Raw genomic sequence first — 20,168 nt, 5'->3', positions numbered from 1 at the left:
GTCCCAGGCCCACTCAGCCCGGCCGGCCCCGGGTCAGCCGCGCTTCCGGCGCCCCGGCAGCAATGCCCGCAGCGCGTTCAGGATCGTGGCCAAATCCACCAGTTCCTGGGCCAGCGCACCGGCCACCGCGGGAATGTATCCCAGGGCCGCCAACACCATCAACCCCACGCTCAGGGCAATACCGATCCAGATGCTCTCGATGGCGATCTTCATGGTGCGCTGGCCGATCTCCACCGATTGCGCAACCTTGGCCAGGTCGTCGAGGAGGATCACCACATCCGCGGACTCACTCGCCGCGGTGGAGCCCTTCGCGCCCATGGCGATGCCGACGTCGGCCACGGCAAGGACCGGTGCATCATTGATCCCGTCGCCCACCATCAGCACCGGTCGGTGGGGGAGGCCGTTGATGATCCGCACCTTGTCCTCGGGCAACAGGGCCGCCCGGACCTCGTCAATCTCTGCCTCGCGGGCCACATGATCGGCCGTGGATTGCGCGTCACCGGTGACCATGATGGCATGGCGGACACCCAGGGAGTGCAGTTTCTTGATGGTGGCCGCCGAATTTGCCCGGATCGGGTCCCTCATGATGAGCGTTCCGGCAAAGCTGCCGTCGATCGCCACATAGACGGCCAACTGCCCGGCCGTCAGCTCCGCGCCCGTCATGCCCTTTACGTGTTGGGCCACAAAAGCAGGCTTACCGACAACAACCACGCGCCCGCCACAGGTGGCTGTTACGCCGTTGGTGGCATGCTCGACGGCGTTGTCGCAGGCATGGATGTCAAGCCCCCGGCCGCGGGCTGACTCGATGACGGCCGCTGCCAGAACATGGGAGGAGTACTGCTCGGCCGAGGCGGCCAAGGCCAAGACCTGGCTGGCCGTGAAACCTCCGGCCGGGCGAACTTCCTCCAGCGTTGGGTGGCCGCCGGTCAGGGTCCCGGTCTTGTCAAAGGCAGCCGTTTTGACCCCGGCCAGCATCTCCAGCGTGCCACCGTTCTTGATGATGATGCCAGCCTTTGCAGCCCGGCTCATGCCGCCCAGGAAGGCCACAGGTGCCGCGATCAGCAGCGGGCACGGCGTGGCCACCACCAGCACCTCGGCGAAGCGGGCCGGGTCGCCGCTGAGGAACCATGCGAGGCCGGCCAGCGCCAGCGCCACCACGGTGAACGGTACGGCGTACTTGTCCGCCAGCCTGACCATAGGGGCCTTGCTCTCGGCAGCCTCCTGGACCAGAGCAATGATGCGGCTGTACTGCGAATCCGATTCTTTCGCCGTGACCTGGATCCGTAGGGCTGCGGAGCCGTTGACGGTTCCACTGATGACGGGATCACCGGCAAAGCGGTCCACGGGCAGGCTTTCCCCAGTCAGAGCCGACTCGTCGAAGGAGCCGGACTCCGAGAGTAGCGTCCCGTCCACCGGGACCACCTCGGCCGGCTTGATGACCAGGACTTCGCCGACCACCACCTCGGCGACCGGGATTTCCTGGCTGACGCCGTCCGGCCCCTCCCGGTGTGCCGAACGGGGCGCCCTTTCCAGCAGGGAACGCAGTTCACGTTGTGCCCGGCCTGCGGCAAAATCCTCCAGCGCCTCCCCTCCGGAGAGCATCAGGACAATGATCAAGGATGCGATGTACTCCCCGACGGCCACTGTGCTGACAATGGCGGTCACGGCAAGGATGTCGATCCCCCAACGTCCGCGCAAGATGTCCTTGACCATGCCAACGCCTTGGTGGATAGCGATTCCGAGGGCGTAGAGGCTGGCCAGCGACTGGGCTGCTATGCCCAGTCCTGTCAGGGCCAGTATGCCGGTGACAACCATGGCGAGGAGGGTCAACGCCACGATGGGGTAGCGGCGGACAAACCCAAGTGCCTTCGCAGCGGGTGTGGGATGCACAGCACCCGCATTTCCGGGACCTTGGGGGTGCAATGCCGGCAAGGACTGGTCCGCAGATTTGTTCATGCTCACTAGTGTTACCGGTCCTGACATTTCTGCCAACTAAGCGCCCGGTGCGTGCCCGGATGTGACCGAGCACTCGGGAATAGGGCAACGGCGTCTTTCGTTTTAGACTGTAAGCAACGCACAGGTCCGCTTCGTAATCACGGAACAGGCCATCGGATGCACACCCCAAAATGGTTCTACCCCCGCCAAGGAGCCTTCGTGTCCCAGCCAGAAATCCATGATCCATTCGCCTTCGTTGGGCTGACGTATGACGACGTGCTGCTCCTTCCCGGCCACACCAACGTGATCCCCTCCGAGGCTGACACCAGCTCGCGAGTGTCCAAGCGCATCACCGTGCAGACGCCGTTGCTCTCAGCCGCCATGGACACCGTGACGGAATCGCGTATGGCGATCGCCATGGCCCGCCAGGGCGGTTTGGGTGTTGTCCACCGCAACTTGTCGATCGAACGCCAGGCCGAGGAAATCGATCTGGTCAAGCGCAGCGAGTCCGGCATGATCACCGACCCGGTCACGGTTGGCCCGGATGCAACGCTCGCGGACCTGGACGTGCTGTGTTCACGCTTCCGCGTCTCAGGACTGCCCGTTGTTGACAGCGACGGGCGCCTCATGGGCATTGTGACCAACCGCGACACCGTGTTCATTCCGGAAAGCGAATATTCCCAGCGCATTGTCCGGGACGTCATGACCCACATGCCGCTGATCACCGGCAAGGTGGGCATTAGCCGCGAAGAGGCCTCCCGGCTGTTGGGCAAGAACAAGATTGAAAAACTGCCGCTCGTCGACGACGCCGGTGTGCTCCGCGGCCTCATCACCGTCAAGGACTTCTCGAAGGCCGAACAGTACCCGCTGGCTACCAAGGACGACGCCGGCCGGCTGCGCGTCGGTGCCGCAATTGGCTTCTTCGGCGACGGTTATGAGCGGGCCATGACCCTTGTTGAGGCGGGCGTGGACGCGTTGTTCGTTGACACGGCCAACGGCCACAGTCAGGGCGTGCTGGAAATGATTGCGCGCCTGAAGAGCGAAAAAGCTGCGGCGCATGTTGACGTCATCGGAGGCCAGGCGGCCACCCGCGAAGGCGCACAGGCCCTCATTGACGCCGGTGCCGACGGCATCAAGGTAGGCGTCGGTCCGGGCTCCATCTGCACTACGCGCGTCGTAGCCGGCGTCGGTGTCCCTCAGGTAACGGCCATCTACGAGTCCGCGAAGGCCGCCATCCCGGCAGGTGTGCCACTGATCGCCGACGGCGGACTGCAGTACTCCGGTGACATCGGTAAGGCCCTGGTTGCCGGAGCCGACACGGTCATGCTCGGATCCCTACTTGCAGGCACCGAGGAATCCCCGGGCGAGACGGTATTTGTCAACGGCAAGCAGTTCAAGGCCTACCGCGGCATGGGCTCGCTGGGGGCCATGCAGTCCCGCGGCAAGAACACCTCGTATTCCAAGGACCGCTACTTCCAGGCCGACGTCACCGGGGATGAGAAGCTGATCCCCGAGGGCATCGAAGGGCGGGTGGCCTACCGCGGCCCTCTGTCCTCGGTGGCTTACCAGCTGGTGGGTGGCCTGCGCCAGACCATGTTCTACGTGGGCTCGCCCAACATCGCCGAGCTGAAGGCCCGCGGCAAGTTCGTGCGCATCACCCCGGCCGGCTTGAAGGAATCCCACCCGCATGACATCACCATGACGGTTGAGGCGCCCAACTACCTGAACAAGTAAAGCTTCCCATCCAAGGCCGGGGGCCGTTGTGGTGATTCGATGGAGGCCGGCCGTCATCGAATCACCACAACGGCCCCCGGATCGTTGGGCGCAGTCCCCGATGACGCGGTTTAGGCCTCCAGGGCGGCCTCGAGGCGGTCCAGCGCGTCGGCGGGGGACACCGAATGCTCCGTGAAATCTGTTTCCGAGCCGGTGCGCAGCGTCCAGTTCCCGGATTCGACGGCGGTCAGCTGGGCTACCACGGGTTCGGCACCAGTGCGCAGGCGCTTGATGACGGCTGTGGCAGGCAAACCTTCCGCAGCGCCCACCAAGTATTCGCGGCACAGATGCACGCCCAGGGCCAGCATGGCGGGCCCCGATTCAATGGGCTGGATCTCGTGGACGCCGAAGGGGCTCAGGCTCAACAACACGGCACCCACATTTGAACCGGCCGTGAACAGCACATGCTCGGTGGAGGGTGTGGTGAGGGAGATCTCCAACCACTCCTGGGCTTGCGAGAGTACGGTGCCAACCACTGCACAATTTTCAATCGGAACAATCAGTTCCCCTTGTGCCTGGGCCAAACCCCGCACCATGAGCGTTGTCAGGCCGGCATTTTGCAATAGCTGGTTCTGAGCGTGCTGATCGAGCCGGAACAGTCCCAGCGTCGTTGCCGCCGATTCGGTCGGCGTCATCGACAGTAAGGCGAGCAGTTCGTGGTCGGTCATGCGAAGTTCCGTGTCAGTCATGGGACTAAGCGTAGCGGCCGAGAGGGCCCCGGCCGAGCGAAGCGAGGTGGGGGAGGCCGCAAGCGGTAGCGGCCGAGAGGGCCCCGGCCGAGGAAGCGAGGTGGGGGAGGTCGCAAGCGGTAGCGGCCATGGGCGAAGGTGACCTGCCGGATACAATCAAGCCATGCCTGCCGCCTATGACCCAACCACCACCATCTCCCATTGGGACGCTGGCCTGTGGGCTCGTGTCCTGGCCGCGTCCGGAACTTTGAACCCTTTCACCCGGGAGCCTTTCACGGAGGCGATGCTGGCTGGTTTGGGTGGCGGGATCGGTTTCATGATCTTCACCTTCGAGTACAAGGACATCACCACCGCCTCTGTAGTCACGCGTTTTCACCCGGGCCCGTATGTGGAGAACCTGCTCGCCCGCAGTGGTGCAGCGGTTTCCATTGCGCAAACAGGCAGCGCGGAGTTGGCTCAGGCACGGCTGGACGCTGCCCTGGAAACGGGGGTGCCCGCCGTCGTGCGTGTTGTGCACGGGAAGTTGCCGTGGGCGGCGGATGACGCGCTGGCAGACATGGACTCATTGGATATTGCCGTGGTGGCCCGGGATGGTGCGGGGTACCTGGTGGACGACGGCGGGGGCCGCCTTGAGCGGATCGGTGCCGTTGCGCTGGCTGCGGCGCGTGGGAGCCGGAAGGCGGACAAACATTGGCAGGCCCATGTGGGGCCCGGCTCAGGGAACATGCTCACCCGTGAGGTGTTTGCGCAGGCCATCGCCCAGACCGCCGGTGCGCTTCTGGCGCAGGGGGCTCCGGCAGGAATTCCGGCGGACTACGCCAAGAACTTTGGCATTGCGGGGATGAAATCGTGGGCTCACTGGCTCTCTGATACCTCCTCCAAACGCGGCTGGGCAAAGATCTTTGGTGACCCGAACCGTGCCGCAGCCGGACTAAGCATGTTATGCGGGCTGCTCGCCGGCCGGCGGTACTCCGGGCCGGGCGCCCTGCGTCCGATCTATGCCGAGTTTCTGCGGGAGGCTGGCACGTTTAGCGGGTCCGGCATCGAAGACTCAATTCTGACCGACGCAGCCATGCAGTACCGCCAACTTGGCGCCCATTGGGATGATCTGACAGCGTTGGTGGGCGCGCCGGGGGAACCCGATTTCACGGGTATGGCCAACGCCGTGGAAGTTATTGCCGATCTTGAGACCGAGGCGGCGCGGACGTTGCACAAGTTCTGAGCATGCAGGGGCTTTAAGGCCGCAGCCCGTGGCTGGGATAGGGTAGGGGGGTGACTTATGAGATTGAGATTGGCCGTGGCAAGCGTGGACGTCGTGCTTATTCTTTGGATGACATCGCGATCGTTCCCTCCCGACGGACCCGTGACCCCAAAGATGTGTCAGTAAAATGGCAGATCGACGCCTATCAGTTTGAGATGCCCGTTATCGGCGCACCCATGGACTCGGTCATGTCTCCGGAAACCGCCATTGCCTTGGGCAAGCTGGGCGGCCTGGGCGTGCTGGACCTTGAAGGTTTGTGGACCCGGTATGAGGATCCGCAGTCTGTGCTCGATGAGATCGCCGCACTTGAGGGCTCCGTGGTCAACCCGGAGACCACCTTGCGCCTGCAGCAGCTGTACAGCCCCCCCATCCAGCCCGAACTGATCACCCAACGCCTGGCCGAGATCCGTGCCGCAGGCGTGAGCGTCGCTGGCTCGTTGACCCCAGGACGCACCCAGGAGTTCTACAAGACCGTTGTGGCCGCAGGGGTCGACATCTTTGTGATCCGTGGAACCACTGTTTCGGCAGAGCACGTGTCCAAGAACACCGAGTCGCTGAATTTGAAACAGTTCATTTACGAACTCGATGTGCCCGTGATCGTTGGCGGCGCGGCCGGCTATACCCCAGCGCTGCATCTGATGCGCACCGGTGCCGCCGGTGTCCTGGTGGGTTTCGGTGGGGGTGCCTCGACCACCACACGACGTGCCTTGGGCATCCGCTCGCCCATGGCCAGCGCCATTTCCGATGTTGCCGCCGCTCGCCGCGACTACATGGATGAATCTGGTGGCCGGTACGTGCACGTGATTGCCGACGGCGGCATGGGTTCCAGTGGCGACATCGTCAAGGCGATCGCCATGGGTGCCGACGCCGTCATGCTCGGTGCTGCGCTGTCCCGAGCGGCCGAGGCGCCCGGCCAGGGCTGGCACTGGGGTGCCGAGGCGCACCACCAGGAACTGCCGCGCGGCCACCGAGTGAACATGGGCACCGTGGGAACCCTGGCCGAGGTGCTGCACGGCCCGGCCCACCAGGCCGATGGCACCTCCAACCTGATCGGTGCGCTACGCCGTTCCATGGCCACCACCGGATATTCGGACCTGAAGGAATTCCAGCGCGTGGAAGTGCTTGTTTCCCCGTAGTTGATGGTGAAAGGATGCCCCGGTCCATGGCGGACCGGGGCATTTTTATGCCCCCTGCCTTTCTGCCGACCAACCGCGTAGGGTTTTGTTATCAGTTGATGGCGCCTCCAGGAGGAATCGAAATGAATCATTCAACCCACCCCAACGGCAACTTGGACCCAGCGGCCCGTGAAGCCTCGCTCAAGGCCTTGAAATCCACAGTGGCGCCCGGCAAGGAACTGGATATTTTGATCGTTGGCGGCGGGGTGGTCGGTGCCGGCGCGGCACTGGACGCCGTCACCCGCGGCCTGAACGTGGGGCTTGTGGAGGCCAACGACTGGGCTGCGGGGACGTCGTCGCGCTCGTCAAAACTGATTCACGGCGGGCTGCGCTACCTGGAGATGCTTGACTTCGCACTGGTGCAGGAGGCTCTGCAAGAACGCGGGCTGCTGATCCAGCGCATCGCGCCGCACTTGGTGCGTCCGGTACCGTTTTTGTACCCCCTGACCAGACGATTCGTGGAGCGCCCCTACGTGGGGGCTGGGATCCTGCTGTACGACACGCTGGGCGTGACCAGTGGCAACAGTCGCGGCGTCCCCATGCATAAGCACCTCACACGCCGGGGCACACTGCGGGCTGCCCCCAGCCTGAAGGACGACGCCATGATCGGCTCCATCCGCTACTATGACGCGCAAGTGGACGACGCGCGGTTGGTCACCAACGTGATCCGCACGGCTGCCAGCTTTGGCGCCCACGTGGCCAACCAAACGGAGGTGATCGACTTCCTTCGGGAGGGCCAGCGCGTGGTCGGAGCCAAGGTCCGCAATTTGGAGGACGGCACCGAATTTGAGATCAGGGCCAAGCAGGTCATCAACGCCACGGGTGTCTGGACGGACGAAACCCAGGCGATGGTCACCGACCGCGGCCAGCTCAAGGTCAGGGCCTCAAAAGGCATCCACCTGGTGGTGCCGCGGGACAGGTTCCAGTCAACGGTGGGCCTGATTTTGAAGACCGAAAAGTCGGTCTTGTTCGTCATCCCGTGGGGTAGGCACTGGATCATTGGTACGACGGACACAGACTGGAAACTGGACAAGGCCCACCCCGCAGCCTCCAGCAAGGACATCGACTATCTGCTTGGACATGTCAACAAAGTACTCAAGCGCCCCCTCACCCGCGAAGACGTCGAAGGAGTCTATGCCGGCCTCCGTCCCCTGCTGGCGGGCGAGAATGACTCAACCGCCAAGCTTTCCAGAGAACACGTCGTGGCCCATCCCGTCCCCGGTCTGGTGGTGGTCGCCGGAGGAAAGCTCACCACGTACAGGGTCATGGCGAAGGACGCCGTGGATGAGGCCACCCGCAGCTTGGATGAAAAGGTGCCAGACAGTTGCACGGATACCATTCCGTTGCTCGGCGCCTCCGGGTTCAAGGCCAGCTGGAACCGGCGGACCAAGATGGCCGATGAGTCCGGCATCCATGTTGAGCGGGTGGAGCACCTGCTCAACCGCTACGGGGCCATGGCACAGGACGTTCTGGACCTGATGGTGGCCTCGCCCGAGCTGGCGCAGCCACTTCCGGGTGCCGACGATTACCTAGGGGCTGAGGTGGTGTATGCCGCCACCCATGAGGGCGCGCTGCATCTGGCTGACGTACTGACCCGCCGCACCCGTATTTCTATCGAGGCGTGGGACCGCGGGGTCGCGGCGGCCCCCGTAGTGGCTAGACTAATGGGGGATATTTTGGGGTGGAGTGAAACCCAACGGGAAAATGAAGTGGCCAACTACTTGGCCCGGGTCGAGGCCGAGCGGCTCAGTCAGCAGCAGCCCGACGACGAATCGGCGGATGCTGCCCGGCTCGGGGCTCCGGGCATTGTTCCGCTCATGTAGAACGCCCACCTCATCTCAAACAGGGACCTGAAAGGTACATAAATGACATCCGGTTCGCTCCAGCGGTATGAAACCGAACTGACCAACCCCGGTTTGGTGATTTTGGAGATGGAGGCCAGCTCCAAGGAGGACGCCACGGCCCAATTGGCCACGAAACTCTTTGAACAGGGCCGCATCAGCGACCTTACCGGGTTCCTACGTCACGTCAACGCCCGTGAACATCAGCTAGCCACTGGACTGCCAGGCGGCATTGGCCTGCCGCACGCACGAAGCGACTACGTCAACCAAACCTCAATCGCGGTAGGCATCACCCGGTTCGGGCACAGCTTGGATTTCGGTGCCGTCGACGGTCCCGCCACAGTGATCTTGCTCATCGCCACACCGGCCACCTCGTTTTCCGAACATCTGGAAGTTCTCGCCACCATTGCGCGCTCACTGTTCAAGGAAAACTTCCGGGAATCGCTGCGCCGGGCGCATGACACGGAGGTTATCTCCGAACTCATCAACTCTTCACTGGTGTTCTTCGACCATTAGTCCCCACGCCCTCCCAACGCTCGCTTCGCTCGCGTCGGGTCCCTCGGGCGCGTGGCCCCAACGATTCGATATGGGAACCTGGCGCGCGTGGGCCCAACACGCCCTCCCAACGCTCGCGTCGGGTCCTTCAGAGAGTTCCGTCTGCTGTGGGCGCATTCGTTGTTCTACATGGTTACGAAGTACCGTTAGAGGGTGTTGAAAACTGCCGTAAAACCAAAATGGATCGCAGCCTTGGTATTTGCGCTGGCTGTTGCTGCCGTCTTTGTCTTGCTGAGTCAGTGGCAGTTTTCGCGTTCCCTGGAGAAGGATGTGGCCCCTCCTTCCGTCACGGAGAAGGTGCAACCGTTGCTGGAAACTTTGCAGCCTGGCGAACCGCTGCTGGGGTCCGCGGAAGGCCAGCTGATTAGCGCAACAGGCCATTTTGACGCGAGCAAGCAGGTCATTGTGCAGTCCCGTGTGCAGGAGGGCGAGGTTGGCTATTGGGTTGTCACGGCGTTCGTGGTTGACGGCGCACCGAAGCTGACAGGGGTGACCGCCACCGAGGAGGTGGTGATCCCCGTGGCTCGCGGCTGGATCGCTGATCCGGGTCAGGCTCAAACGCCGCCGTCGGGCACGCTGACCCTTGAAGGTCGGTTGCTCAATTCGGAAGGGCCCGTCCTTGCCAAGAACCTCCCTGCCGGCCAGATCGGTGCACTGTCCTCGGCAGAACTGACCAACCTCTGGGACACCACCACGTACGCCGCGTTTGTGGTCTCGTTCCAGGAACAGGTTGACGGTGCCGATGTTGGAGCAAGTGCCAGCCACGGCAGCCTGATTCCCATCACCGTCACAGCCACTGACCAGAATAACAAAATCAACTGGCTGAACATTTTCTACTCCATCGAGTGGGTAGTGTTTGCCGGATTCGCCGTCTTCCTGTGGTGGCGCCTGGTGGCCGACGACTACCGCCGGGCCCAAGACGAGCTCTTCGACGTGGGCCACGACGACGAAGACGATGCGTTAAACCCAGACTTAGGAAAGTGAAGCAAAGTGACCGATAACAACACCGCCGGGCCGCAGAACCCCTCGGAGACAGCAGCGCCCTCGGGCGCAACAAGCGAAAGCACCAGCGCCAAGACCGAGCCAAAACGACGTTTCGGTGGAACCCCTGCACAGATTCTGGGGGCGTTGAAGTTCTACAAGGTGTTGGCCTACGCGACGGGCACCATGCTGTTGCTGCTCGTTGCTGAACTGGTGCTGCGTTACGGCTTCCACAGCGTCCTGGTGGCCGGTGGCACCGACTCCACAACAGGCGCCGCACACGGGTTGGGCATGGTCAATATTGACGGCGGCGTCATGGCCATCACCGGCGGCTTCAACTTGTCCACCATGGTGCTCATTGTGCACGGCTGGATGTACGTGGTGTACCTGATTGCCGACTTCCGGCTCTGGACCCTCATGCGCTGGCCGTTTGGCAAGCTGGTCCTGATCGCTTTGGGCGGGGTGGTCCCGTTCCTGTCATTCATCGTGGAAGGCCGGGTCCACAAAGAAGTCCTGGCGGAGGTTGCGGCAAATCCCAAGGCCGGCAAAAGGTACTAACTGTTGGCCTCAGACGCTGGGATTTGAGGCTCTGCTCACGCAAAGGACCCTGCCGGGGCCACGCGCTGGCGTAGTGGGTTAAGATTGAAGCGTGACTAATCCCGCTACGGCCCAGACTTCCCAGAAGCCCGTCCTGGTTGTGGACTACGGTGCCCAGTACGCCCAGTTGATTGCGCGCCGTGTGCGTGAGGCCAATGTGTACTCGGAAATCGTGCCGCATACCTATACAACTGAGCAGCTGCTGGCTAAAAACCCAGCTGCCATCATCCTCTCCGGTGGACCCTCAAGTGTCTACGCGGAGGGTGCGCCCAACGTCGGTGCAGACCTTTTTGAAGCCGGCATCCCGGTTCTGGGCATTTGCTATGGCTTCCAAGCCATGGCTGCAGCCCTCGGTGGCACCGTTGCCGAGACGGGATCGCGCGAGTATGGCGCAACCGATGTCACCTTGGTCGGCGAAAGCCGTTCCATTCTGGCGTCCACCCCCGCAGCACAAACCACGTGGATGAGCCACGGCGACAGCGTGCAGAGCGCCCCCGAGGGCTTTGACGTCCTCGCGTCCTCTGCCGGCGCACCCGTTGCCGCGTTCGCGAACGAGGAAAAGTGCCTCTTCGGTGTGCAGTGGCACCCCGAGGTCAAGCACTCGGAGTTCGGCCAGAAGGTGTTGGAGAACTTCTTGTTCAACGGCGCCAAGCTGGAAAAGAACTGGACCGCCACATCCATCCTGGACGAGCAGGTTGACCGCATCAAGGCTCAGATCGGCGACGCCAAGGTTATTTGCGGCCTCTCCGGCGGCGTTGACTCCGCTGTTGCCGCTGCCCTGGTGCAGCGGGCAGTGGGCGACCAGCTCACCTGCGTGTTCGTCAACCACGGTTTGCTCCGTGCCGGCGAGGCCGAGCAGGTGGAACTCGACTTCGTGGCATCCACCGGCGCGAAGCTGTACGTTGCCAACGAACAGGACCGCTTCCTGAACGCCCTTGGGGGTGTCTCCGACCCGGAGACCAAGCGCAAGATCATCGGCCGCGAATTCATCCGCGCCTTCGAAGAAGCCGAACGCGCCATCATGGCCGAGGCTGCTTCCGAGGGCGAGGAGATCAAGTTCCTGGTCCAAGGCACCCTCTACCCCGACGTAGTGGAATCCGGCGGTGGTGAAGGCGCCGCCAACATCAAGAGTCACCACAACGTTGGCGGACTGCCCGAGGACCTGCGCTTTGAGCTTGTTGAGCCCCTGCGTGCATTGTTCAAGGACGAGGTTCGAGCGGTGGGTGCCGAGTTGGGCCTGCCTCCCGAGATCGTCGGACGCCAGCCGTTCCCCGGCCCCGGCTTGGGAATCCGGATCGTTGGTGAAATCACCGGCGAACGTCTTGAGCTCTTGCGCAAGGCGGACGCCATTGCCCGTGCCGAGCTGACCGCAGCCGGCCTGGACAACGAGGTGTGGCAGATGCCGGTGGTGCTGCTTGCGGATGTGCGCAGCGTTGGCGTCATGGGCGACGGCCGCACCTACGGCCACCCGATCGTGCTGCGTCCGGTGTCCTCGGAGGACGCCATGACCGCCGACTGGTCGCGCCTGCCGTACGATCTGCTGGCGAAGATCTCCAACCGGATCACCAACGAGGTTGAAGGTGTCAACCGGGTTGTTTTGGACGTCACCTCCAAGCCGCCGGGAACCATTGAGTGGGAGTAACAGCCACCAACACACTGGGGAGTACCGAACTAGCCTGATTTCTGGCTTTTTTGGTGCTCCCCAGTGTGCCGTTCGGGCATTTTCGGGCTGAGCGAGATAGCCTAAAATGCATGTCAGTATGGTCAAGACCGTTCCGCTCAAATGCAGAGAAGAAGGCAACCGTGTCCGAAGTTGTGAGTCCCGCTGAGAGCTCCGCCGAGCTCCAAACATGGCTTGCAGGCTTGGATACCTATGCTGGAGTGGACACTGCCCTGGCCTTCGTGAAGAACGATGCAGGCTGCATCGACCTCACGCATGCGCACCCTTCCGGGCTGGCGCAGTTGCTGGCCGGCCGGAAAACCCGCTTGTCCACGCTCATCCGGGAACCCGAGCACTACACCTCCGCCAAGCGTGCGGCTGCCTCGCTGCGTGCCAAGATTTTTGAGTTGAGCACGGATCGCGGGATCGACGTCGGCTACCTGGCCGCCGGTCTCGCCCGGTGGTCCAGGACCGGGGCGCAAGAGCGTGGCGAGGTCTGTGCACCCGTGCTGCTGGCCGGCGTCGCACTGACCGTGCGGGCGGGGCAAGACGACTATGAACTCCAGCTCATGGAGCAGGCGCAGGTGAACCCGGCGCTCGTAGAGCACCTGAAAGTGCACGCCAATATCCGGGTCGACGCCGCGGCCCTGGGCCGGCTTGCGTACAGCACCGCGCGCTTTGACCCGGTGCCGGTCCTGGACAAGCTCCGCACACTTTTGGCCCCCCTGGAGGGTGCCACGGTGGAGCACGAACTCTTGGTCTCATCGTTCGCCTTCCTGGCGGAGAACCTTCGCGACCCCGCCCTGCTGGCGGGGTCGGAGCTGTTGGAGAATCTGCAACGGCACAGCGGCGACGACGTCCTCCCGGTGGAGCTCGAATCTGACTATTCCAAGTTCACGGCACTCGATGACCGCCTCCCCGAGGACGAAATCCTTGTGCGTGACGCCGATCCGCAACAGCAATATGTGCTGGACCTGATCCGCACGGGCAAGTCCGTGCTGGTCTCAACACCTCCCGGAACGGGCCAGACGCAGACGGCCATCAACGCCATTGCCGAGCTGGTCCACGACGGCAAGAGTGTGCTGGTGGTGGGGGAACGCCGCAGTACGTTGAACGAGCTGGCCCAAAAACTCGGTGAGATGGATCTGGATTCCTTGCTGCTCCAACTGAGCGCCCAGACCGGTCCGCAGCAGATCAAGTCCCAACTGATCAGGTCGATCACCCGCAATGAAAAGGCCACGGAACCGCAGCTCGGCAGCTTGTTTTCAACACTGGTGGACCACCGTCACCAGCTCGTGGACCATGTTGCCAGCCTGCACAACGTGCGTGAACGCTGGGGTTGCTCGCCCTACCAGGCCATGCAGTCTTTGGCGGAGCTGACCTCCATCCACCCGGCACCTGCCACCACCGTCAGGCTCAAACGCAGCGTCCTGGACAACGTCCGGGACCGTGGGGACCTCAGCGGCCGCCTGCGCCGCGCCGCAGAGCTTGGCGCGTTCAGCCAAGTTGCCGTCAGCAGTGCCTGGCACGGGGCTCGCATGGTCACCCGCAAGGAAACTGAAGCGGCCTACGGTCTGGCACAGACCCTGTTTGAACAGGTTCCCGTCTTTGCCGCGAAGATGCGCGAGGTTGCCGATTTTGGGCAGATCCGCCACGGCAACACTTTTGCCCAGTGGGGACGCCAGCTGAGCATGCTGGTGGCTATCAGGGAAAGCCTGGACAAGTTCAAGTCCGATGTTTTTGACTGGCCCATCGATGAGATGATTGCCGCCACAGCCACCACCGCGTGGCGCCGCGAACATGGCATCGACATGCCCGCCCTGCAGCGTGCCCGGTATCGCCGCAATGCCAAGGACTTTGTGCGCCCAGGTGTCCACATCGCCGACCTGCATGAGTCCTTGGTGCTGGTCAACGAACAAAGCTCCCTGTGGGCACAGGCGGCCACCAGCAAACGGCACCCCACGGTGCCTGCCGGCCTGGCCGAGCTGAACCGCAGCTACAAGGATTTGGACGAGAAACTTACCGCCCTCGGCGCCATTCTGGAACGCACCGTCGACGGTGGGGACCTGGTGAACTTCAACGACGGCGAGCTCGTGGGCCGTCTGGACGCATTGGTCCAAGACAAGGAGTCGCTGGAGACGCTGCCTGAGCGAACCCTGTTGCTTGAAAGCATGCGTGAACAAGGCCTCGGCGAGCTCTTGGACGACCTGTCACTGCGCGAGGTTGGCCACAGGGAGACCAACGCGGAGCTTGAACTTGCTTGGTGGCAGTCGGCCCTTGAAGCGATGATCAGTGGCGATGACTATTTGGCAATGTCAGATGGTGAGAACTTGCGCCGTCTGGAGGCTGAATTCCGTTTGGCTGACCAGACCCATGTTGCCGCCGGCCCGGCACGAATCCGCTGGAAACTTGCCCAAGAGTGGCGCGAGGTGGTGTCCGGGCGCAACCGGCAGGGTGAAATGCTGCGCAACGTCCTCAAGGACGGCAGGGTCTCCTTGGATGCGTTGGGCGTCCAGGCACCTGACCTGCTCAAGAACCTGGTTCCGGTCTTCACCGCCAGCCCCTTGGTGGTGCCATCCGTCATCCCGGCGAACTTCCGATTCGACGCCGTCATCATCTTAGACGCCGAATCCACGTCGCTACAATCAGCGCTGCCTGCCCTGGCCAGGGCAGATCAGGTCATCGCGTTCGGTGACGAGCAAACAGCCTGCCCCCGCAGTTTCAATGTTTCGGTGGGGGATGGGCCGGAGCCGTCAGCGCAACAGCACCCCCTGGAAAGCGTCTTGGGCGCACTGTCCCGGGTGCTGCCCCGCCACCGCCTGACTGTTTCCTACCGTGCGGTGGACGAGGACCTGGTCCTGCAATTGAGCAGCGGATTCTATGACTCACAGTTGCAGCGCCTGCCCGACGGGCGGGCCGTGACAGGCTTGGAACGGGCGCTCTCCGTTGACTACCTCCCGGATGGCAAGGGCCTTCCCGGAGCGGGCAGTGGCGGAGTGGAATCCGTGGTGGCCGAGGTCAACCGAGTGGTGGACATGGTGTTTGAGCACGCCAGGGTGCGTCCGCGCGAATCGTTGGCCGTGATCTCGGCCAGCGAACGGCACGCTGTCCGCGTGGCCCAGGCCATTCGCCTGCAGATGGCCAACCACCCGCTGCTGGCCAGCTTCTTCGAGTCGGGGCCGGAGTCGTTCCGGGTTGTCACCATTGACCGGGCGGCTGGCTTGGTCAGGGACAGGGTCATCTTCTCGCTCGGCTATGGCCGGACACCCCACGGGCGGGCGCTTCACGGCTTTGGCCCGCTGTCAGAGCCGGACGGCCGGGCCAAGTTCGCCCTGGCCATGACCCGGGCCCGCAATCACATTCACATCATCACCTGTTTCCGGCCGGAGGACCTGGATGAGCAACGACTCAGTCATGGCGCCGTTGACTTCTTTGAACTACTGGACCGTGAACTGGCTGGCAACTCGCTTCTGGGCACCCCTGCCTCGAGAGCCCAGGACAGCGAAAAGCGTGCCGGCGAGGACCCGTTGGTGGCTGACCTTGCCGACCGGCTGCGTGCCAGGGGTGCCCGGGTTTGGCATCACTATGATGGCGCACTGGACATTGTGGCCGCACCTGATCCCGTGTCCTTATTGGGCCGGGAGGAACATGAAATCCCCGTCCCGGTGGCCGTTGAGTCCGATGGCACCGCGAAATACCAAAGCATGAGTGTGCGTGAACGCAGCCGTCTGCGCCCGGAGATGCTTGAGCGGCTCGGGTGGCGTTATGTGCCCTTATGGACCATTGAAGTCTTTACCGACCCATCCAGTTGCGCCGACCAGATTGGCCGCTATTTGGGATTGTCCTCCACCTCGGTCGATGCCGAACTGACTTCCTTGATTGGCGCGTCCCTGGACACCTCCATGACAGCTGTTATTGACTCTCCGCGTTCCCGGCGCCGCACGCCGGCCCCGGGCGGGAAAAACGATTCAGAACCGGCAAATGCTGTGCCTGCAAGCGCTGAGTCCGAAAGCGAAGAAAGTGTGACCACGGTGAACGAGCCGAGCAAGACCACAAGCAACGAACCAGCGAAGACCAGTTCCGACGACGACCCTATGGAAACGCCCGCAACAAAGCCGGACACTGGGGACGTTCTGCCCAAGGTGGCCCCGAACGATGCGGCGCACACGTGGGGGGATGAGGGCAGCAACCAGGACCATGACGAATGGTTGCAAGAGAACAAGCCGCCACATTGGGGCTAGGGGAGCAGGGCGTCGTGACCAAGCAGCCGAATCTCCCTGGCAGCAGCAATTCGGTGCGAAGTTCCTTCCGAAACGGACCGGAAAGCCCGCCGCATCCACGCCTGGTCAGTATCGCCGTGGTGTTGTTGTGGGCCACCGCGCTCATGCAGACCCTGGCGTCAGTGATAGCCACCGTTTATGCAACCTCCGATGCACGCAGAGAGAGCTTGTTGGCCCAACTGGCCGCCAGCGGTAAACCGGCCAGCAAACTGGAAATGATGGTTTCCACGAGTGTGGTGACAGTGGTTGTGGCGTGCATCGTCACTGTCGGTGCGTATCTGGTGATCGCCCATTTTGTGGGGCAGGGGCGTTCGTGGGCGCGGACGCTGGGCGCTGCCCTAGCTCTGCTGACCCTTGTCCAACTCGTGGGGCTGCAATACCCCACCGGGTACCCGACCTTGGCGCAGACGGTGTTTGGCGCACTGGCCATGCTCCTGTGTTATCTTCCGGGGCCAAATGCTTACTTTGCGGCAGTCAAGGAATCCCGGAATAAATAGTGGATCTGGCATTGCCCTCCTTGGCGTACGGGCGTCACTTAACTATCACCAGAAAGATCTTCCCTCTGGCTGACGCACCGGCTAGGTGTACAGCTTGATCCGGTGTTGCCGCGACCACCACCAGTCCGTCAGCCTCAGGGCCAGGCTTTAGGCCGTTGCCGGAGGTGGCAAGGGCCGGGGTCCAGAGGACTGGGACTGAGCGGGCCAGCACCTCGTTGCTGGCTGGCTCGTCCAGTCCGGTGCTGGTGCTCAATACGACGTTGACCAGCTGGCCCTGGCGCAGCAGCTGAACTGTGGCGGGGTCTGTGAGTCGCAAAGGCACTGCCTGGCTACCGGGTGGAGCGCCGATCAGCAGTTCCTCTCCGACGAGCGCCGCATCCGTCATGACTTCTCCGCGTCGAACAGGACCAGAGACCTGCCGTCCCGCCCACGCTTGGGGTGCCTCAACGTTGGCCAGGCTCCCGTCGGGAACCATTTCCGGGCTAACACCTGCCGCAACCAGGTCAGCCACTGCCAAAGTATGGCCAGCCGGAAGGTCATGGGTAGCCACGAGGACTTTGCTTGTGAGGGGACTGGCCGGGGTCAGCTGCTGCACGGCGATTGCAAATGCCGCACACAGCAGGATCGCAGCCATGAGGCGGCGCCTCCGGATTACCCAGCGGGAAAGTTTCTCAAACGGTGTGAGGGGCCGCGGGGACCACGACGAGCCCCGCCATATGGGGCGGGTGGTGGGCGGAGCGTTTGCTGAACTTCCAGAGAACCTCATAGGCCAACGCTAGAACGGCGGGCCGTCCTTGTGACGGTGCAAAGCCCCGAATGTGGACAGCCCAGTGGCGCGCATGCCCTGTGGAGGGCGGATGTATTTAGCTTCCGACGTTTGCGGGTGTCTTCTCCGGAGTCTTGCCGGGAGCCTTGTTCGGAGCGCTGCTGGCAGGAGCACCAGCGCTTGCCGGTGCCGCACTCTTCTCGCTGGAGGTGGCGTTGTTGGAGGACTCGCCCGTCCCCGTGGCCGGGACCGAGCTACTTCCGGCGCGTGAATCGGTGCGGTAGAACCCGGAACCCTTGAAGACGACGCCTACGGAGTTGAACTTCTTGCGCAATGCGCCGCGGCACTCCGGGCAGATGGTCAGGGAATCGTCACTGAACGACTGCTGGATGTCGAATGCGTGGCCGCAATCTTTGCAGGCGTAAGCGTATGTGGGCACTGGGTTTCCTCCTGGATACATGCGTCGGGACCGTACTGCTTAGCAGTCCAAGGTCCCGAGTGCTCATTCTATCACTGCCCTGCACAACGACGGCGGGGCCAGGTTTATTTCGCGGCCGGCCTGACGTTGTCCGGTGTCAGCAGGTAGTCGACGGGCTGGTCAAGGGCATCGTGGGGGAGCTGGTGTGGGGCGAGAACCTCGTGGTCGTAGACGACGGCGGCCGCCGGGACCCCGGGCAGTCCAGCGTTTTTAGTGGTTTGCAAGGAGGCTAAAAACCGGTCGTAGTAGCCGCCACCCTGGCCGAGACGCACCCCCGAGGTGTCCACGGCGAGGGCGGGCAGCAATAGCGCAGCAACCGGCCCAAGAGCCGCGAACGCGTGGCGGCGACCTACCGGTTCCATGACGGGGGCCAGTGTGCTTCGTTGCATCGGGACGCCAGGATGCCACGACACCCAGGACAATTGGTGGCCGGGCCGGCACACGGGGACGAAAACGTGGTCGCCGGCTTGCGACAGCGTAGTCAGCAACAAGGCGGTTGACGGTTCAGGACCGACGGAAACATAGGCGCAGATGGTCAGCGGGGCCGGACCGGACCTCACGAGCGAGACCCACTCAAGCCCAGCGCTGGCTAGGCCCTCAGCAGCACGGTGACGGGCGCCGTCGTCCATTGACAGGCGCTGGGCGCGAAGGTGCGCACGCCACTGAATTTTGGAAAGGGGTTCCACAGTCAAGTCCTGCCATCCAAGGGGTGATCTGCGCATCGCCGAAGCAGTGTCTGACGAAAGTGCTTCGTGCTCAGTTAGTCTAGGAGCATGACTGATGTTTCGCGAGTACGCAAGGCTGTAATCCCCGCGGCAGGGTTGGGGACCCGATTCCTGCCGGCAACCAAGGCCATGCCCAAGGAAATGCTGCCCGTGGTGGACAAGCCCGCCATCCAGTATGTGGTGCAGGAGGCCGTCAGTGCGGGGCTGACCGACGTCCTTATGATCACCGGGCGGAACAAGCGCGCCCTTGAAGACCACTTCGACCGCGTTCCCGTCACGGAGCAGCTGCTGGAGGCCAAGGGCGACACCGAACGGTTGGCTGCCGTTCAGCATGCCACCGAATTGGGTGATATCCACTACGTCCGCCAGGGCGATCCCAAGGGTCTTGGGCATGCGGTGTTGCGTGCCAAGATCCATGTCGGCAACGAGCCGTTTGCGGTGCTCCTCGGTGATGACTTAATTGACGAACGCGACGAACTACTGACCACCATGATCGACGTCCAGGCCCGTACCGGTGGCTCCGTTGTGGCGTTGATCGAGGTGCCTCGAGACAAGATTTCAGCCTATGGGTGTGCCGACATGACGGTCATTGACGGCGAGGACTATGTTCGCGTCAACCACCTGGTAGAGAAGCCGGCCGTGGAAGAGGCCCCCTCCAATCTGGCCGTGATCGGCCGCTATGTGCTGCACCCGGCGGTGTTTGATGTGTTGGAAAACACCCCTCCGGGACGAGGCGAGGAAATTCAACTCACCGATGCTCTGCAGACTCTTGCGACCCGCGAGGGCGAGGGCGGTGGCGTGTACGGTGTGGTGTTCAAAGGCCGCCGTTATGACACCGGTGACAAGCTCAGCTATCTCAAAGCGGTTGTCACCTTGGCCTGCGACAACGATGAGTTGGGCACCGATCTGCGCGAGTGGCTGGGCGAGTTCACAGCCGGGATGCAGAAGTAGCCTC

The 20,168-nt window shown here is 63.0% G+C and carries 16 protein-coding genes; 11 read left to right on the top strand and 5 right to left on the bottom strand.

What is annotated here, in order from left to right:
• Positions 1-33 precede the first annotated feature (33 nt).
• Entirely contained in the window at positions 34-1,956 is a 1,923-nt protein-coding gene (locus AOC05_RS12515; RefSeq protein ID WP_082358186.1) for a heavy metal translocating P-type ATPase, read from the bottom strand.
• Between the two features lie 198 nt (positions 1,957-2,154).
• Between AOC05_RS12515 and guaB the strand changes: the two genes are divergently transcribed.
• Positions 2,155-3,669 (top strand): IMP dehydrogenase, encoded by a 1,515-nt coding sequence (gene guaB, locus AOC05_RS12510; RefSeq protein ID WP_062007506.1) that lies wholly within the window; start codon positions 2,155-2,157, stop codon positions 3,667-3,669.
• Between the two features lie 110 nt (positions 3,670-3,779).
• Here guaB and AOC05_RS12505 read toward each other — a convergent pair whose 3' ends face one another.
• A complete protein-coding gene (locus AOC05_RS12505; RefSeq protein ID WP_062007505.1) occupies positions 3,780-4,397 on the bottom strand; it encodes a hypothetical protein in 618 nt (205 codons plus the stop codon).
• Between the two features lie 163 nt (positions 4,398-4,560).
• On the opposite strand from AOC05_RS12505, the gene AOC05_RS12500 reads away from it, so the two are divergent.
• The 9 genes from AOC05_RS12500 to AOC05_RS12460 all read left to right on the top strand — a co-directional run bounded on the left by AOC05_RS12500 (position 4,561) and on the right by AOC05_RS12460 (position 17,244).
• Entirely contained in the window at positions 4,561-5,619 is a 1,059-nt protein-coding gene (locus AOC05_RS12500) for a DUF4872 domain-containing protein (protein WP_062007504.1), read from the top strand.
• Positions 5,620-5,669: 50 nt separating this feature from the next.
• Positions 5,670-6,794, top strand: coding sequence for a GuaB3 family IMP dehydrogenase-related protein (locus tag AOC05_RS12495; protein ID WP_062007503.1), 1,125 nt, complete (start codon positions 5,670-5,672; stop codon positions 6,792-6,794).
• A gap of 122 nt (positions 6,795-6,916) precedes the next feature.
• Entirely contained in the window at positions 6,917-8,656 is a 1,740-nt protein-coding gene (locus AOC05_RS12490; RefSeq protein WP_062007502.1) for a glycerol-3-phosphate dehydrogenase/oxidase, read from the top strand.
• Positions 8,657-8,698: 42 nt separating this feature from the next.
• On the top strand, positions 8,699-9,190 hold the full coding sequence (locus AOC05_RS12485) for a PTS sugar transporter subunit IIA (RefSeq protein ID WP_062007501.1): 492 nt from the start codon (positions 8,699-8,701) through the stop codon (positions 9,188-9,190).
• A 231-nt stretch (positions 9,191-9,421) separates the two neighbouring features.
• Positions 9,422-10,213: an SURF1 family protein gene (locus AOC05_RS12480; RefSeq protein ID WP_231687110.1), complete on the top strand. Its 792-nt coding sequence runs from the start codon at positions 9,422-9,424 to the stop codon at positions 10,211-10,213.
• A 6-nt stretch (positions 10,214-10,219) separates the two neighbouring features.
• Positions 10,220-10,768 (top strand): DUF3817 domain-containing protein, encoded by a 549-nt coding sequence (locus AOC05_RS12475; RefSeq protein WP_062007499.1) that lies wholly within the window; start codon positions 10,220-10,222, stop codon positions 10,766-10,768.
• A gap of 91 nt (positions 10,769-10,859) precedes the next feature.
• Positions 10,860-12,449, top strand: coding sequence for a glutamine-hydrolyzing GMP synthase (gene guaA / locus AOC05_RS12470; protein WP_062007498.1), 1,590 nt, complete (start codon positions 10,860-10,862; stop codon positions 12,447-12,449).
• A gap of 110 nt (positions 12,450-12,559) precedes the next feature.
• Positions 12,560-16,708, top strand: coding sequence for a DUF4011 domain-containing protein (locus AOC05_RS12465; protein ID WP_062007497.1), 4,149 nt, complete (start codon positions 12,560-12,562; stop codon positions 16,706-16,708).
• Between the two features lie 14 nt (positions 16,709-16,722).
• Complete coding sequence (locus AOC05_RS12460; protein WP_186760565.1) at positions 16,723-17,244, top strand: hypothetical protein; 522 nt, start codon at positions 16,723-16,725, stop codon at positions 17,242-17,244.
• A gap of 34 nt (positions 17,245-17,278) precedes the next feature.
• On the opposite strand, the gene AOC05_RS12455 is transcribed toward AOC05_RS12460, so the two are convergent.
• The 3 genes from AOC05_RS12455 to AOC05_RS12445 form a co-directional block, all read right to left on the bottom strand.
• Positions 17,279-17,878: an RcpC/CpaB family pilus assembly protein gene (locus AOC05_RS12455; RefSeq protein WP_062007495.1), complete on the bottom strand. Its 600-nt coding sequence runs from the start codon at positions 17,876-17,878 to the stop codon at positions 17,279-17,281.
• A gap of 229 nt (positions 17,879-18,107) precedes the next feature.
• Entirely contained in the window at positions 18,108-18,449 is a 342-nt protein-coding gene (locus AOC05_RS12450; protein ID WP_062007494.1) for an FmdB family zinc ribbon protein, read from the bottom strand.
• 104 nt (positions 18,450-18,553) lie between these two features.
• Complete coding sequence (locus tag AOC05_RS12445) at positions 18,554-19,174, bottom strand: 5-formyltetrahydrofolate cyclo-ligase (protein ID WP_062007493.1); 621 nt, start codon at positions 19,172-19,174, stop codon at positions 18,554-18,556.
• Positions 19,175-19,261: 87 nt separating this feature from the next.
• On the opposite strand from AOC05_RS12445, the gene galU reads away from it, so the two are divergent.
• The gene (gene galU / locus AOC05_RS12440) at positions 19,262-20,164 is read left to right on the top strand and encodes a UTP--glucose-1-phosphate uridylyltransferase GalU (protein ID WP_062007492.1); all 903 of its coding nucleotides are present in this window, start codon (positions 19,262-19,264) and stop codon (positions 20,162-20,164) included.
• Positions 20,165-20,168: the final 4 nt, after the last annotated feature.

This window comes from Arthrobacter alpinus (genome assembly GCF_001294625.1).
In the GTDB taxonomy this organism is placed as follows: domain Bacteria; phylum Actinomycetota; class Actinomycetes; order Actinomycetales; family Micrococcaceae; genus Specibacter; species Specibacter alpinus_A.
The sequence above is the reverse complement of the archived record's forward strand: the minus strand, read 5'-3'. Positions and strand labels throughout refer to the sequence as shown.